Annotated in this window: 15 protein-coding genes; 2 read left to right on the plus strand and 13 right to left on the minus strand. The window is 58.6% G+C overall.

All coding sequences use genetic code 11. From position 1 onward, the window contains the following. Positions 1–34 precede the first annotated feature (34 nt). From rpsI to KI787_08600, 3 genes are all read right to left on the minus strand, one after another. A complete protein-coding gene (gene rpsI / locus KI787_08590) occupies positions 35–427 on the minus strand; it encodes a 30S ribosomal protein S9 (GenBank protein MBV6630008.1) in 393 nt (130 codons plus the stop codon). 1 nt (position 428) lies between these two features. Next, complete coding sequence (gene rplM, locus KI787_08595; GenBank protein ID MBV6630009.1) at positions 429–863, minus strand: 50S ribosomal protein L13; 435 nt, start codon at positions 861–863, stop codon at positions 429–431. Positions 864–1,068: 205 nt separating this feature from the next. Then, complete coding sequence (locus KI787_08600; protein ID MBV6630010.1) at positions 1,069–1,872, minus strand: DUF481 domain-containing protein; 804 nt, start codon at positions 1,870–1,872, stop codon at positions 1,069–1,071. Positions 1,873–1,965: 93 nt separating this feature from the next. Here KI787_08600 and KI787_08605 point away from each other — a divergent pair, with 93 nt between their 5' ends. Both KI787_08605 and KI787_08610 read left to right on the plus strand, forming a co-directional pair. Then, positions 1,966–3,108 (plus strand): (Fe-S)-binding protein, encoded by a 1,143-nt coding sequence (locus KI787_08605; protein MBV6630011.1) that lies wholly within the window; start codon positions 1,966–1,968, stop codon positions 3,106–3,108. Then, positions 3,105–3,674, plus strand: coding sequence for a nitroreductase (locus KI787_08610; protein ID MBV6630012.1), 570 nt, complete (start codon positions 3,105–3,107; stop codon positions 3,672–3,674). Before KI787_08605 ends, KI787_08610 begins: the two co-directional genes overlap by 4 nt. On the opposite strand, the gene KI787_08615 is transcribed toward KI787_08610, so the two are convergent. The 10 genes from KI787_08615 to KI787_08660 form a co-directional block, all read right to left on the minus strand. Then, positions 3,658–4,161: a hypothetical protein gene (locus tag KI787_08615; protein ID MBV6630013.1), complete on the minus strand. Its 504-nt coding sequence runs from the start codon at positions 4,159–4,161 to the stop codon at positions 3,658–3,660. The genes KI787_08610 and KI787_08615 overlap by 17 nt on opposite strands. Then, positions 4,161–6,731, minus strand: a complete 2,571-nt coding sequence (gene leuS / locus KI787_08620) for a leucine--tRNA ligase (GenBank protein ID MBV6630014.1) — start codon at positions 6,729–6,731, stop codon at positions 4,161–4,163. Before leuS ends, KI787_08615 begins: the two co-directional genes overlap by 1 nt. Before the next feature lie 12 nt (positions 6,732–6,743). Next, on the minus strand, positions 6,744–8,228 hold the full coding sequence (gene lnt / locus KI787_08625; GenBank protein MBV6630015.1) for an apolipoprotein N-acyltransferase: 1,485 nt from the start codon (positions 8,226–8,228) through the stop codon (positions 6,744–6,746). Between the two features lie 16 nt (positions 8,229–8,244). Then, positions 8,245–9,135, minus strand: a complete 891-nt coding sequence (locus KI787_08630) for a CBS domain-containing protein (GenBank protein MBV6630016.1) — start codon at positions 9,133–9,135, stop codon at positions 8,245–8,247. After that, a complete protein-coding gene (ybeY, locus tag KI787_08635) occupies positions 9,132–9,635 on the minus strand; it encodes an rRNA maturation RNase YbeY (protein ID MBV6630017.1) in 504 nt (167 codons plus the stop codon). Before ybeY ends, KI787_08630 begins: the two co-directional genes overlap by 4 nt. Further along, a complete protein-coding gene (locus tag KI787_08640) occupies positions 9,632–10,570 on the minus strand; it encodes a PhoH family protein (GenBank protein ID MBV6630018.1) in 939 nt (312 codons plus the stop codon). Before KI787_08640 ends, ybeY begins: the two co-directional genes overlap by 4 nt. Before the next feature lie 11 nt (positions 10,571–10,581). Further along, the gene (gene miaB / locus KI787_08645; GenBank protein MBV6630019.1) at positions 10,582–11,916 is read right to left on the minus strand and encodes a tRNA (N6-isopentenyl adenosine(37)-C2)-methylthiotransferase MiaB; all 1,335 of its coding nucleotides are present in this window, start codon (positions 11,914–11,916) and stop codon (positions 10,582–10,584) included. Positions 11,917–12,032: 116 nt separating this feature from the next. Then, positions 12,033–12,479 (minus strand): low molecular weight phosphotyrosine protein phosphatase, encoded by a 447-nt coding sequence (locus KI787_08650; protein ID MBV6630020.1) that lies wholly within the window; start codon positions 12,477–12,479, stop codon positions 12,033–12,035. Next, entirely contained in the window at positions 12,472–13,458 is a 987-nt protein-coding gene (locus tag KI787_08655) for an NADPH:quinone oxidoreductase family protein (GenBank protein ID MBV6630021.1), read from the minus strand. Before KI787_08655 ends, KI787_08650 begins: the two co-directional genes overlap by 8 nt. Before the next feature lie 181 nt (positions 13,459–13,639). Further along, complete coding sequence (locus tag KI787_08660; GenBank protein ID MBV6630022.1) at positions 13,640–14,287, minus strand: response regulator; 648 nt, start codon at positions 14,285–14,287, stop codon at positions 13,640–13,642. Between the last annotated feature and the right edge of the window lie 125 nt (positions 14,288–14,412).

A 14,412-nucleotide genomic window follows, 5' to 3' on the forward strand; every position in this document is an offset into this window, starting at 1 on the left:
CCGCCCCAGAGGACGGCTTTGAACAAACGGACGATTACCGTTTGCTGTATTGAGTTGCCCGGCGTGCTTTATGCAGACCGACTTTCTTACGCTCCACCTTACGGGCATCGCGAGTGAGAAAGCCTGCAGCGCGCATCACTGGCTTGAAGCTCTCGTCAAAATCCACCAGCGCCCGTGCTAAACCATGACGAATAGCACCCGCTTGGCCACTGGCACCACCACCACGGCAGGTGACTTTAATGTCGAAACGATTTTCGGCGTCCAGTTCCACCAGCGGCTGGCGCACAATCATGCGCGACGTAGGACGACCAAAAAAGTCATCCAACGGCTTGCCGTTTACCGTGATTTCGCCATTTCCGGGCTTAATAAATACGCGAGCCGCTGCGGTTTTCCGCCGACCCGTCCCGTAGTTTTGCGTAGTTGCCATATCAGTTCAGAGTCAGTGCTTGCGGTTGTTGAGCTTCATGTGGGTGCTCAGAGCCGCTGTAGATTTTCAATTTCTTGAACATTGCCCGACCGAGCTTGTTCTTCGGCAACATGCCTTTAACAGCGGCTTCCAAGACGCGCTCAGGGCGCTCGCTCAGCTGCTTGTCCAGACGTGTCACGTGCAGATTGCCCGGACGACCCGAGTGACGGTAGTAGTTTTTTTGAACGGCCTTGTTGCCGGTCACTTTGAGTTTGTCCGCATTGATGACGACGACGTAATCGCCGGTATCAACGTGAGGCGTGTAAATCGGCTTGTGCTTGCCGCGCAGACGATGCGCGATGTGTGCCGCCATCCGGCCCAAGACCAGGTCGGTAGCATCAACGAGCAGCCAGTCACGGCGAACTTCGTCGGCCTTGGCAGAAACAGTGGTGGTCATCAGAGATCCCTTGCTCCAACGAGGAAATGCCTCGTCATGCATAAGAAAGGTTTAGCGAATCGCGAATTTTAGAACGTCATGCCACGAAAAACAAGTGACACCCGGCATCTTTACTTTGGTCGCGACGTGCCCAAGCCGCAATGAGCTTCCCAGTAGTGCCATCTCAGTCGACCGCTTGCGCCGAAATGCCGATGGCCGCTGACCGTCAGGACCCACCTGCCGCACCAAACTCATAGAGTACAGACACGCTGCTGCGCGTATCCGTGGACTCCAAACCTTCGGAAACCTGGGAGTTATGCCGTACATCCAGCCCCAGCTGTGTCCACAAGGCTCCAATCACAGAAAACTTAATGCGCGTTTGAGATTCACTCACCGTGTTTTCTGAACCGCTCTGAACCGTCACCCGCTGGGTGAGGCTGGTTCGCTCATGTGGGTCCCAACTGAGGCGAGCTGTCAGCTGACCGACGAACTCATCTTCGCTGTCCCGCGTGGCCTGCAACTCCTGTTGCCGAGCACCCGCGCCGAGCTCTAGGTCGAAGCTCGTCGTGTCGGTATTGAGTAGGCGCCGACCATAGCCCAATGTTTGCGTAGTGCTGGTTCGAATGCTGGCAAACAGATCCTTAAAATATTCCGCCTCGGCAAACACATAGTTCTGTTCGTTCACACGGCGCTCTGCACGTACATCCAGGCGATAGTTTTCTGCTGTGGTTTGCTGGTCGCTTCGCACCTCGCCATCGGCATCGGTGTTTTGCACCTCACTGCGCACCTGGAGCAGAGCGCCACGGCTACTGAGTTCCCACAATGCGTCTTCCCGGCCGTAACGCAGCTCATACTCAGCATTTTGCGAGCGCGATTCAGCATTGCCACTGGTGGCAACCAAGCCAGCGGCGACCTTTCCAAACCACGGGTTAGGCTGCGACTCAGCCTCGGCTGCTTGCGCGCCCAGCGCTGTAAAAACCAACACGCTGACTGCGCCACAGCCTGCGACGATATTTTTCAACAGATCCATATTTCTGGCGAACACTTGTATTGAGCTTGCGCATTGTGCACACGCCGCCATAGTCCTGCAGATTCGGGATCATAGGCGGGGTAAACTGAGGCTATGAGCTCGCAATTCCCATTTGCGCTGAGCGATCAGTGCGTACGTTGCGGTTTGTGCTTGCCCCACTGCCCGACATATCAGACCCAACGCCGTGAGGGGGAAGGTCCACGCGGTCGTATCGTGTTAATGGAAGCCATTGCAGCCAGTCGCTTGGAGTACTCCCCTGGAGCGCAAGAGCAACTCGATCATTGTCTGGGCTGTGGTCGCTGTGAGACGGTCTGTCCAGCAGGAGTACCTTATCTCGCCATCCGAGACGCTTTTCGGGCCGAGAATCTGCGCTGGTATCAGCGTTTACGCTTGTGGCTCTTGGCTGACCCCAAAGGGCTCATCTGGCGCCGGCTCGGCTTGGCGCTCCTGCGCTGGGCACCGGCCAGGCTCAGCCGGAGTAAGCATTGGCTCAGCCTCGCTACTAACATTGCCAAACATCCGGCGGCGCGCGCCCAACGGGCCAAAGAGCCCGCGCAGACTGCGCAGTCCTCAGCAACATTGCATCTGTTCCAGGGCTGTGTTGCCCCCGAGTTAGATTCACGAGCCCAACAAGCCGTATGGCGCGTGCTTTGCAGCCTTCCCGGCCACAAGGTGGCGCTCAGCCCGCGTGCCTGCTGCGGCGCTATGGCCAAACACGCCGGTCACACCACACTGGCCAAAAAACATGCCGAGGAGATTGGCCGGCATACAGCCCCGTTGGTGACTCTGGATAGTGGCTGCTTGGCGGCCTTAGGCGACGCGGCAGATAACGTCTTTGAGGCCTGCCAACTGGTCCTGCAGGAATGGCCGGACCACTGGCAGCCAAAACTGGAGAGCACACGCGTATACCTTCACACACCATGTACGCATTACAGTGCCGGCAACACACGGGCCATCCACGACCTGCTCAGCCGCATTCAGGGAATTACCCTGATTCCGGTCCGTGGGCATGGATGCTGTGGTGCGGGTGGTACACACTTATTAGATGATCCAGAACATGCTGCGCAATTTGCCCAGGCAATCGTGAACGAGTGCAATGCCGGCCCCGGATTCCTCGTGTCCACAAACATTGGTTGTCGGGTGCACCTGCGCCTACACATGAACCTCAGGCATGACATTGAGGTCCGCCATCCACTGGAAATTCTGGAAGACGCCTTGCAGACTCCTTCCTCATGAACACAACGTCCCAGACGCAGGCCCAACTCGCATTGCTGCGCAGCCGTCAAACCACGCAGGACTTCGCCACCACGCCAGTACCTGAAGCCATCACCCGCGAAGCTCTGGAATGCGCCATCCGAGCGCCGAATCACCACCTCACGAACCCCTGGCGCTTTCAGCTGTTGGGCAAGCGCAGTATCGCAGCCATCGCCAACCTGAACGCAGACTTGGTTGCCCAAAAGAGAGGTCTTGAGGCCGCCGCCAAGAAGCGCCAGCGGTGGGAAGCAATTCCAGGCTGGTTGTTGGTCAGTTGCGAGCGCGATGCGGACCCGGTGCGCAACCGCGAGAATTACGCGGCCTGCTGCTGCGCCATACACAGCTTTTGCCTCGCCCTGCAGGCTCAAGGGCTGGGCAGTAAATGGACCAGTGGCGCGGTGACCCGCGCCGACGGCTTTGCTGATCTGGTGGGCATGAACCCAGAGCGGGAAGAGTTCGTCGGCTTAATATGGTTTGGCTACCCCAGCCTCAACACACCGCTGAGCAAGCGTGCACCGCTGGAGCAGGTGCTTAGGACTCGGGACTAATTCCTCGCAGCTCCGCTTCTACACGCAGTAACAATAATTCGATTAATTCTCGGCGTAACGCCGCCTCGATTTGCGCCTCTTCCTGCTGCTTAGCCAGGGCCACGCTCGGGTCGAAGCTCAACCGTCGCTGTGCAACCACCTGCAGCAATGGTGAACTACGACCGCCGGCATCCACTCGAAACCGCAGGCGGCCTTGTAATTCGAACTCTGCTGCCTGCCCGCGAGCATCTAGAGCGCTGACAATTTTGCGCTGCTCTAGGCTCTGCAGCACCAAGGTGGCGCGCGGCTGCGCCAAACGACTGACGCCAGATAGCTCCAGTTGGGCACGCACAGCGGCGCTGAAGTCCTCTCCGTCGATACCCGCCAGCTGGCTTTGCAGCCTATACCCCGGCCAGATATCAACAGGCCAAGTACTGACGCCCGCCAGACGAAAACCACAGCCTGCCAACGCCATGGCGAGCAGGCTGACAGCCAGCACTGTGCGCATCAGCCCACAACCAAGTTAACCAAACGGCCAGGCACCAATATTTCTTTGCGAACCGCCTTCCCTTCCAAGAACCGAATGACGTTCTCATCCTTCTTAGCATGGTCCAAGATAGCCTCTCGGCTAGCGTCGGCGGCTACCTGAATTTTCGCCCGCAACTTGCCATTGACCTGTACCACCAACTCGACCTCGCTCACCGTCAGCGCATCCGCATCCACGCTGGGCCAAGGCGCTACGGCCACCAACCCCGACTGACCCAGAGCCTGCCACAGCGCCTGTGCAATATGCGGAGTAATGGGCGCCATAATTTGCACTGCAATGCGCAGGGCTTCGTGCTCGGCTTCAGCGCCAGCATGATCGCGCAGCGATTGATTGGCGTTGAGCAGCTCCATCACCGCAGCAATGGCGGTATTGAAGGTTTGCCTGCGGCCAATATCGTCCGTCGCCTTGGCGAGCGTTTCATGCGCCTTTCGGCGCAGGTCGGCACGAACCTTGTCGTCTACAGACCGGTTGTGGTCGGCCGTACTCGCCTCATACACGGCACGCCAAAAGCGCTTCAAGAAGCGCGCAGCACCCTCGACGCCAGACTCGCTCCATTCCAGGCTGGCATCGGGTGGGGCCGCAAACATCATGAATAGCCGCACCGTATCGGCCCCGTAGCGTTCAATCATCGCCTCAGGATCGACACCGTTGTTCTTGGACTTGGACATCTTCACCATGCCTTCAAAGCACAGTTCCTGGCCCGTGGCACGGTCTAGGCCTGATACTGTCCGGCCCTTGTCGTCACGGTTCACCTCCACCTCAGACGGGGCCACCCAGAGCTTGCGCTGCCCCTCTTGTTTAGACCAGGACTCAGCCAACACCATCCCCTGGGTGAGCAATCTCTGGAAGGGCTCATCGCTGTTTAACAAACCCTCATCACGCATCAGGCGATGGAAAAAGCGGGCATACAGCAAGTGCAAGATCGCATGCTCGACGCCGCCCACATATTGGCTCACCGGCGTCCAGTGGCGAGCCCGTTCATCCAACATTTGCTGCGCATCAGGGCACGCAAAGCGAGCGTAGTACCAACTGGACTCAAAAAAGGTGTCAAAAGTGTCGGTTTCCCGCTCCGCAGCCTGGCCGCATTGAGGGCAGTCAACCTTTTTCCAGTCCTCCAGCTTAGTCAGTGGCGATGCCCCTCCTGTGACCACCACATCCTCCGGCAGACGCACGGGCAACTGGTCTTCAGGCACGGGCACATCCCCGCAATCGGGGCAGCGAATAATCGGGATGGGACAGCCCCAGTAACGCTGCCGCGAAACCCCCCAATCTCGCAGGCGGTACTGCACCCGCTCCTCACCCAGGCCCTCCGCCTCTAAAGCATCACGAATAGCGTTGAACGCCGCTTCGAAATGGAGACCGTCGTATTCGTCCGAGCGGATCAAAGGCCCTTTCTCGATATAGGCCCCGGACTTGAGATCTGGAGCCTCACCCTGTTCGTTGGCGATAACGGCACGGATGGGCAGATCATGCTTCTGGGCAAACTCCCAGTCGCGCTGATCATGTGCTGGAACACTCATGACCGCGCCGGTGCCGTAGCCCATCAATACGAAGTTCGCCACCCAGATGGGAAGAATGTCACCCGTGAGTGGATGGCGCGCCAGCAGCCCTAAAGGCAAGCCTTTTTTCTCTTGGGTTTCAATATCTGCGGCCGCTGTAGAGCCGCGGGCACATTCCGCGCAGAACTCCGCCACATCACTGCGACGCTTGGCCACTGCCTGTGCCAGAGGGTGCCCTGCAGCGACGGCCAGATAAGTCACACCGTATAAGGTGTCGGGCCGCGTGGTGAACACTTCCAGCTCGGGAAACTCTGGCGAGTTCTCCACGGGAAAGCGCACACTCAGCCCGCGCGAGCGCCCGATCCAGTTGCGCTGCATGCTGCGCACAGCTTCTGGCCAGCCATCTAAATTGTCCAGACCCTCGAGCAACTCTTCAGCGTAGTCACTAATGCGCAAAAACCACTGAGATATCTCGCGCTGTTCCACCAAGGCTCCTGAGCGCCAGCCGCGCCCATCAATCACCTGCTCATTCGCCAATACAGTGTTGTCGATAGGGTCCCAATTGACCGTGGCGTTCTTGCGATAGGCCAAGCCTTTTTTGACCAGCCGGGTGAACAGCCATTGCTCCCACTGGTAGTACTCGGGATCGCAGGTCGCAAACTCCCGGCTCCAGTCGTAGGACAGGCCCAGGCTCTTGAGTTGCTCTCGCATATGCGCGATGTTGTCGCGCGTCCACGCGGCCGGGGCCACGCCGCGTGCAATGGCTGCGTTTTCAGCCGGCAAGCCGAAAGCGTCCCAGCCCATGGGCTGGAGGACCTCATGACCCTGCATGCGCATGTAGCGCGCAATGACGTCGGCGATGGTGTAGTTCCGCACATGCCCCATGTGCAGCTTGCCGCTGGGATACGGGAACATTGCCAAGCAGTAAAAGGGCGGCTTCGACGAGGAGTCATCCGCACGATCAACGCCAGCGTCCTCCCAAAGTGTGCGGGCCTGCGCTTCAATGGTGGCGGGTTGATAGGACTCTTGCATAGCTCAATGGAATTAGTTCTGTGGAAGCGCCGAAAAGCGCCGACGGGAAGAAGACAGGATACGCCTCAGGAATAAGGCACCCAGCACCGTGCCTTGCCATAGGATCAACGGCCAAGCTCCCCAGCGCATGTAGGGAGTGATCCCGAGCCGGGGTTGGACCTGCGCAGTTAACACTCCGCGCTGCCCCCAGCCCAGTTGCTGCAGTAACTCGCCCTGAGGGCTAATCACAGCCGTTATGCCTGTGTTGGCCACACGCAGCAGCGGGCGCCCGGTTTCGGCGGCGCGTGCCTGCGCAATTTGTAAATGCTGTGCCGGCGCCAAAGTGCCCGCAAACCAAGCGTCATTGGTGACCGTGACCTGCAGCCCTGCGTCGTCACTGCGCCGCACGAGGCTTTGCGCAAAGACGCTTTCAAAGCAGATGGATATTGCCAGGGCGACGCCATGCGCGTAGAGAAACCGATCGGACTCCATATCAGTGCGGATATCCGTAAACGGGAGATTGAGCCAATCGAAGACCGGGCGCACCCATTGTGGCACGGGGAAATACTCACCAAAGGGCACGAGCTTTTGCTTCACGTAATGCCCACCATCGCCGCCGAGTGCATACATGGTGTTGTAGGGGTGGCCGTTGCGGCGAGTGATCACACCAACGAGCCATACCTGTTCCAGGTTGCGCGCCTGATCATCCCAGTCTTCAAACCAGCTTTCGACGCGGTAACGACTCGCGGGCACCGCCACTTCTGGCCAGATGATCAGCTCCGCCTCAGGGTGCTCCAAAGACAGCTGGGTATACATCTCCAGAGTGGGCAACAAATTCTGCGGCCGCCATTTCTGGTCCTGAGGCATATTCCCCTGAACCAAGGCCACCTGCATGGGGTCGGCATGGGGCTGCGTCCAATTCAGGCTCGGCGGACAAAGCGCCCAAAAGGCTGCAGCGGCAAGCCCAGCCGTCACAGCCCATTGTTTCTGGCCGCGTATTAACAGCACCGCCGCGCCTGCCATCCACCACAGCAGTAAGCCCAGCATGTCAACGCCGGCCAGCGCCAGCACACCGTCTGCCCCCGGCCAATTGCTCAGCCCGTAGCCCAGATTCAGCCAGGGGAACCCGCCCAACACCCAAGCACGTGCCTGCTCGAACAGCCACCACGTTGCCGGTAATGCCAGCATCAAGCGCAGCACCGCATTGTGGCTCAGCCACCATGCCAAGCCCACGGCGGCTCCCAAGTACACGGCTAAGTACGCCGCCAGGGCCAATACCAGCACCACAGCCAACCAAAGTGGTGCCCCCCCAAAGTGATGCACGCTGACGAAGACCCAGGACACACCCGCTAAGTACAGTCCAAAGCCCAAGGCCCATGCATGGCGCGCAGCGACCCGAGGGGACATGCCCAGCGCGGCGTTTAACCACAGAGCCAGCACCGGAACCATGAGCCCGGACCAACCCAATGGGGCAAAGCCCAGGACCAAAGTGGCGCCGGCTAACAGCGAGGCAAACATGCCGAACAAAGTCGTGTTAGGTGGTACTGACGCCGTCGGGAGCGGCTTCAGCTTCCGCCACAGTCACCTGCAGCAGATGGACGCGGCGAGAGTCTGCCCGCAATACCTTGAAACGAAACTCACCGATTTGCAGCTCTTCGCCACGACGGGGGACCCGAGCCAGGGCTTGGGTGACAAAGCCGCCCACCGTATCAGCATCCTCATCACTGAACTCTGCACCGAAAAACTCGTTGAAGTCGTCAATCGTGGCAAGGGCTGTGACGAGATAACGCGCGCTATCCTGGCGCACGATGGGCGATGCTTCGCTCTCGTCGTGTTCATCGTCGATATCCCCGACGATGGTCTCCAGCACATCTTCAATGGTGACCAAGCCAGCGACACCGCCATACTCATCAACGACAATCGCCATGTGGTGTCGCCCAGCACGGAACTGTTTGAGCAACATGTTCAGGCGCTTGGTCTCCGGCACAAAGACGGGCTCGCGCAGGTGCGACTGAATATCAAACGCCTCCCCGTTCGCGTCCATTAACTGCAAGCCTTGCAGCTTGAGCAAATCCTTGGCGAGCAAAATGCCGACGATTTGATCCCGGTTTTCACCAATCACAGGGAAGCGTGAGTGCCCTGAGTCAACAACCACCTGAAGGATGTCCTGGGGCTTGGCGTCCAGCTCCACAACCACCATCTGCGAGCGAGGAATCATGATGTCCTCGACCGGGGTGTCGGCGGTATCCAGAACCCCCTCCATCATGGCCAGCGCGTCTTGATCGATGACGTCCAGCTGCGACGCCTCCGCCAAGAGCTGGGTAATTTCTTCTCGGCTACGGGGAGCCCCGGCAAGTGACCGCCCAAAGCGGCGCACCCAGGAATCAGAGCTCCCCTCCGGACTGGGAGGTCGTTCGTCGTTCATGTTCGTGTGTTGTTGGACCAGTTGGCCTGTGATGAATCGTCAATGATTTGGTAAGGATTGGCAAAGCCCAGCTCGGCCAATAAGGCAATTTCGCGTGCTTCCATCGTGGCGGCGTCGGCATCGTTTTGATGATCGAATCCCAGCAGGTGCAAGCACCCATGGATGACCATATGCGCCCAATGGGCTTGAGGTGATTTAGCCTGCTCCTGCGCCTCTCGCGCGATCACGTCGGCGCAAAGAGCCAGGTCGCCCAGGATATTGATGGGCCAGTCCGGCGGTAACTCCGCCGGGAAAGACAGCACATTGGTCGGCCTTTGCTTAGCCCGAAACTGGGCATTCAACCTTTGCGACTCCACGGCGCTCACGACGCGGATGTTCAACTCGCAAGACAAGTCACCCAGGGCCAAACGCGCAAACTGAACCAGCTGCGCGCGGGCGGGAATATCGTCTCGCTGGGCTGGACCGCGATCGATCAGCACCTGTATTTCAGGCTGGCTCATGCCCGGCCATCCGCTTCATAAGCGCGCACAATTCTTGCAACCAAAGGATGGCGAACCACGTCCTCCGCCGAAAAACGCGTGATGTGCACCCCATCTACCGCATCCAAAATGGTCGCTGCGTGCGCCAAGCCGGAGCGCTCAGACTTGGGCAGGTCGATCTGGGTAGTATCCCCGGTGACGACCGCCGTAGAGCCAAAGCCCAATCGGGTGAGAAACATTTTCATTTGCTCCACGGTGGCATTTTGCGCTTCATCTAGAATCACGAAAGATTCATTCAGCGTACGTCCGCGCATATAAGCCAGCGGCGCGATCTCGATAATCTGCTTCTCCAGCAACCGCCCAACGCGCTCAAAGCCCAGCATTTCATACAGCGCGTCGTACAGCGGGCGGAGATAGGGGTCGACTTTTTGGCTCAAGTCGCCTGGCAAAAAGCCTAAGCGCTCTCCAGCCTCCACCGCCGGGCGAACCAAAATCAACCGACGTACCGCCTCTTTCTCCAAAGCACGCACGGCAGCCGCAACAGCAAGGTATGTCTTACCGGTGCCAGCCGGGCCGATGCCAAAAGACAAATCGGCATCTTCAATGCCTTGCAGATAGGCTCGCTGGTGGGCGTTGCGCGGCCGTACCAGGCCGCGACGCGTTCTAATGCTCAAGGCATCTTGTGCTGGCGGTAGGCTGTCACGAGCGGTGATATGCACATCCTCGGGTTGAATACCCCCCGCTTCATCAGTGCGCGCATAGAGCTTGCGCAAAGTCTGCGCTGCCATCGCAGCATCGGCCGCCGGCCCTTCCACAAAGAAGCGATGGCCGCGATTCCGGATTTCTACGGTGAAGTCTTTTTCGATTTGCCGCAGGTGCGCGTCCAGAGGACCACACAGACGCGCCAGTCTCTCCGCAGACTCGGGCTCCAATGTCAGGTGTTCAATCACATTCATGCTGGGAATGCTCAGGCTGCCACTGCCTCTATAAGCCGGCCGCGCAAGCTATTCGGTAGAGCCTCGGTAATTTCCACGGTCACAAACTGACCGATAAGCTCTAAGGGCGCCGCGAAATTGACCCAGCGATTGTTATCTGTACGCCCAGCGACTTCGTGAGCGTCGCGCCGTGATAGGCGCTCTACCAATACCCGCTGGCGGGTCCCAACCATGGCCTGGGTAAAGGACTCTCCACGCTGGCGAATACGCTGCTGCAGCAACGCTAAGCGCTGTTTCTTTTCGTCCTGAGACACGTTATCGATGAGCTTTTCAGCTGGCGTGCCAGGGCGTGGTGAGTAAATAAAGCTGTAGGCATGATCAAAGTCGGCAAAGTGTGCCAACTCCAAAGTTGCCTCGAAATCCTCCGCCGACTCAGACGGAAACCCCACAATAATGTCAGTGGACAGGCTGATTTCGGGCTTAGCGGCGCGCAAGCGCTGGATTTTAGCGAGGTACTCCTCCACTGTATGCCCACGCTTCATCATTTGCAGGATGCGGTTAGAGCCAGACTGCACCGGCAAATGCAAATAGGCGGCCAATTTGTCCACATCAGCGTGCGCGGCGATCAAACTGTCGGAAAATTCGGCGGGGTGGGAGGTGGTGTAGCGAATGCGCCCAATTCCAGGGATCTGCGCGACGCAGCGCACCAGCAAAGCCAAATCAGCGACGCCACCATCCTCCATGTCACCGGCATAGGCATTCACGTTTTGCCCAAGCAAGGTAACTTCGCGCACCCCCTGGTCGGCCAACGCATGGATCTCTGCCAGCACATCACTGAGTGGGCGGCTAATTTCTTCGCCGCGGGTGTACGGCACCACACAAAAAGTGCAGTACTTACTACACCCCTCCATCACCGAGACAAAGGCGCATACCCCCTCAGCACGGGGCTGAGGCAAACGGTCGAACTTTTCGATCTCTGGGAAGCTCACGTCCACCGCCGCGCTACCCGTTTTTTGCCGCTCGCGCACCAACTCTGGCAGGCGATGCAAGGTTTGAGGACCGAAAATCAGGTCGACATAAGGTGCTCGCGCCAAGATGTCATCACCTTCCTGGCTAGCCACACAACCGCCGACGCCAATAAGCACCTCAGGGTTCTTGGCTTTGAGTGCACGCAGCCGGCCCAACTCAGAAAACACCTTCTCTTGCGCTTTCTCACGGATAGAGCAGGTGTTGAGGAGCAGCACCGAGGCCGACGCTGGATCATCCGTGCGCTGGGTGCCGAATGACTCTTCCAGGACTTCGGCCATTTTGCCGGAGTCATAGTCATTCATCTGACAGCCGAAGGTTTTGATGTAAACCTGATTCATGGAAAACGCGACAGGCGCGCAAAAAGGCGAAACGAACCTTACATTTTAACCGGCTTCATGTCTGCGGTCACCGCCCCAAGCGGATTATTGCTTCGGCCTCGTCGCCCGCTGGACCATTAAGAGCCAGCTAAGCGCTCCACCCAGCTATCAATCGCGGGCACGAGGATGTCCCAGGTTCGCTCAAAGGCCCTGCGTCCTTGGCAGTAAGGATCGGGGACGTGGTCATGCTCCCCCACCCAATGCGTGAGAGCGTAAACGCGACCGCGCGCCGTAGGAAAGCGAGACATCAACCAGCGCGCGTGATGTGGCTCCATAGTGAGTATGAGCTCGTGGTCGGCGACCAGCTGCGCCTGAAGTTGCCTTGCCCGGTGCGCTTGCATGTCGATGCCATGGTCTTGCATCACCGCCAGGGCCTCATCATCTGCAGGATGGTTTACCAGGGCGGCGGTGCCAGCCGAAGCCACCACAGCCCCAGAGTGCTGCCACCGATCTTTGAGCAAGTACTCCGCCATAGGACTGCGGCAGATGTTGCCGGTACAAACCATTAACACCGAATTAAACATCGGCAACCTCAATCAGTAGCTTGCCCTGAACCTGGCGTTCACCCAGCGCCTGTAGGGCTTGAGGCACATTGGCCAGGGAATATCGCTGGTATATGTGAGGCCGCAAATGCCCATCCGCCCATAGCTGTGCCAACTCAGCGAAGTTTTGCGCATTTGCCGCAGGCTCTCGCATGGCAAACGCCCCCCAAAAAACCCCCACGGCGGCCGCCCCCTTGAGCAATAGTTTGTTCATCGCCAACTGCGGGATGCTGCCGGCCGCAAAACCAACAATAAGTAAACGCCCACCCCAAGCCAGGCAGCTCACAGCCTCGGCAAACACATCACCGCCCACCGGGTCGTAAATGACATCGACTCCTTGCCCACCGGTAAGCCGTTTCACTTCGGCCTTGAGCGAGCTTTGGGTGTAGATGATGACCTCGTCGGCACCCGCCTCACGAACACGCTCTTCCTTACTCGCAGAGCCCACGGCAGCAATGATCCGACCCGCTCCCATTGCTCTGGAGAGCTCCACCGCAGCGAGCCCTACTCCGCCAGCAGCCCCCAGTACCAACACTGTCTCCCCAGCCTGAAGGGACGCACGCTGTTTGAGGGCGTGATAGGAGGTGCCATAGGCCATGGGAAACACTGCGGCTTGCTCAAAGGTCATCCCGTCAGGGATCGGAATCAGACTCTGAGCAGGAGCAATCATTTGCTCGGCGTAGCAGCCGTGGCTAAACACGCCCATGACGCGATCACCAGGCTTCCAAGCCTCAACCTCAGCGCCCACTTGTGTGACCACACCGGCCATTTCTGCGCCAGGCACAAAAGGCGGCGTCGGTCTGACTTGGTATTTGCCCTCGATGATGAGCGTATCGGGAAAATTCACGCCGCAGGCAGCGATGTTGACGCGAACCGCCTGGGGCCCGAGCTCTTCCTCAGGAAGGTCGCGCATCACTAGATTTTGGGCTGGCCCCAGTTCCTCACAGACAATTGCCCGCACGTCTTCTCCTCATTCTGATGTGGGGCTTATCTTAGCGGCCTCAGACGATGATCGATCTGTTTTGCGTGCTCGACGGTCGGCGCGCTTAGCTCTGGCCCTCCACCTCGGCCTTGCACCCGCACTTCTATGAACTGAAAGCCTGGTTAGATACGACCGACGCTCAGCGGCCTGAGAACTATGCTCAGCGCTCTGAGTCCTCCGTGATGACGCCGTATCGAAAAGCCGCCAGGGTGAGTTCCACGTCATTGCTGACCTTGAGCTTATCGAAGATGCGCCGCCGGAAGCTGCTCACTGTATTGGTGTGGATCTCCAGTAGCTCCGCGATTTGATTGGTACTGTGACCGGCCACGATTTTGAGTGCGACCACCATTTCACGCTCTGATAACGAATCGAATGGGGTGTTGGCGCCGTGCCCGAGCAGGCGCGCGGCCATGCTTCCCGCAACTTCGGCCGAAATGTAAGTCTGCCCCTGCAGAACGCGGCGAATCGCACGCTCGACCTCGGCTTCATCACAATCTTTACTCAAAAAACCCGAAGCACCGGCAGCCAGCGCGCGCGATGGATACGGCTCCTCCGTTTGACCCGACAGGATGATCACCTTCACCGCCGGGAAGCTCTTGCGAATTTTCTCGGTGGCTAAGGTCCCCCCCATACCGGGCATATTCAGATCCATCAGAACAATATGCGGCTGCAGGGCGTCGAGAAACTCTAAGGCTTCTTCTCCGCTGGAAGCTTCGCCGACCAGCTGCATGTCCTGCACGCGGGAAGCGATGTGTGCGATGGCGCGGTGGATCATCCGATGATCGTCCACACTCAACAATCTGATCACCCAAGACTCCGTCAGGGTTTAACAAGGCATGGCGTTGGTCGTCTGACCGGCTTGTAGTGTAATCACTACAAGCAGCCTTGGCACGGCGCACAGACGCTGGCGATAGCTTTGCATACTCTTGAGGG

The sequence above is a fragment of the Oceanococcus sp. HetDA_MAG_MS8 genome, from assembly GCA_019192445.1.
GTDB lineage: Bacteria > Pseudomonadota > Gammaproteobacteria > Nevskiales > Oceanococcaceae > MS8.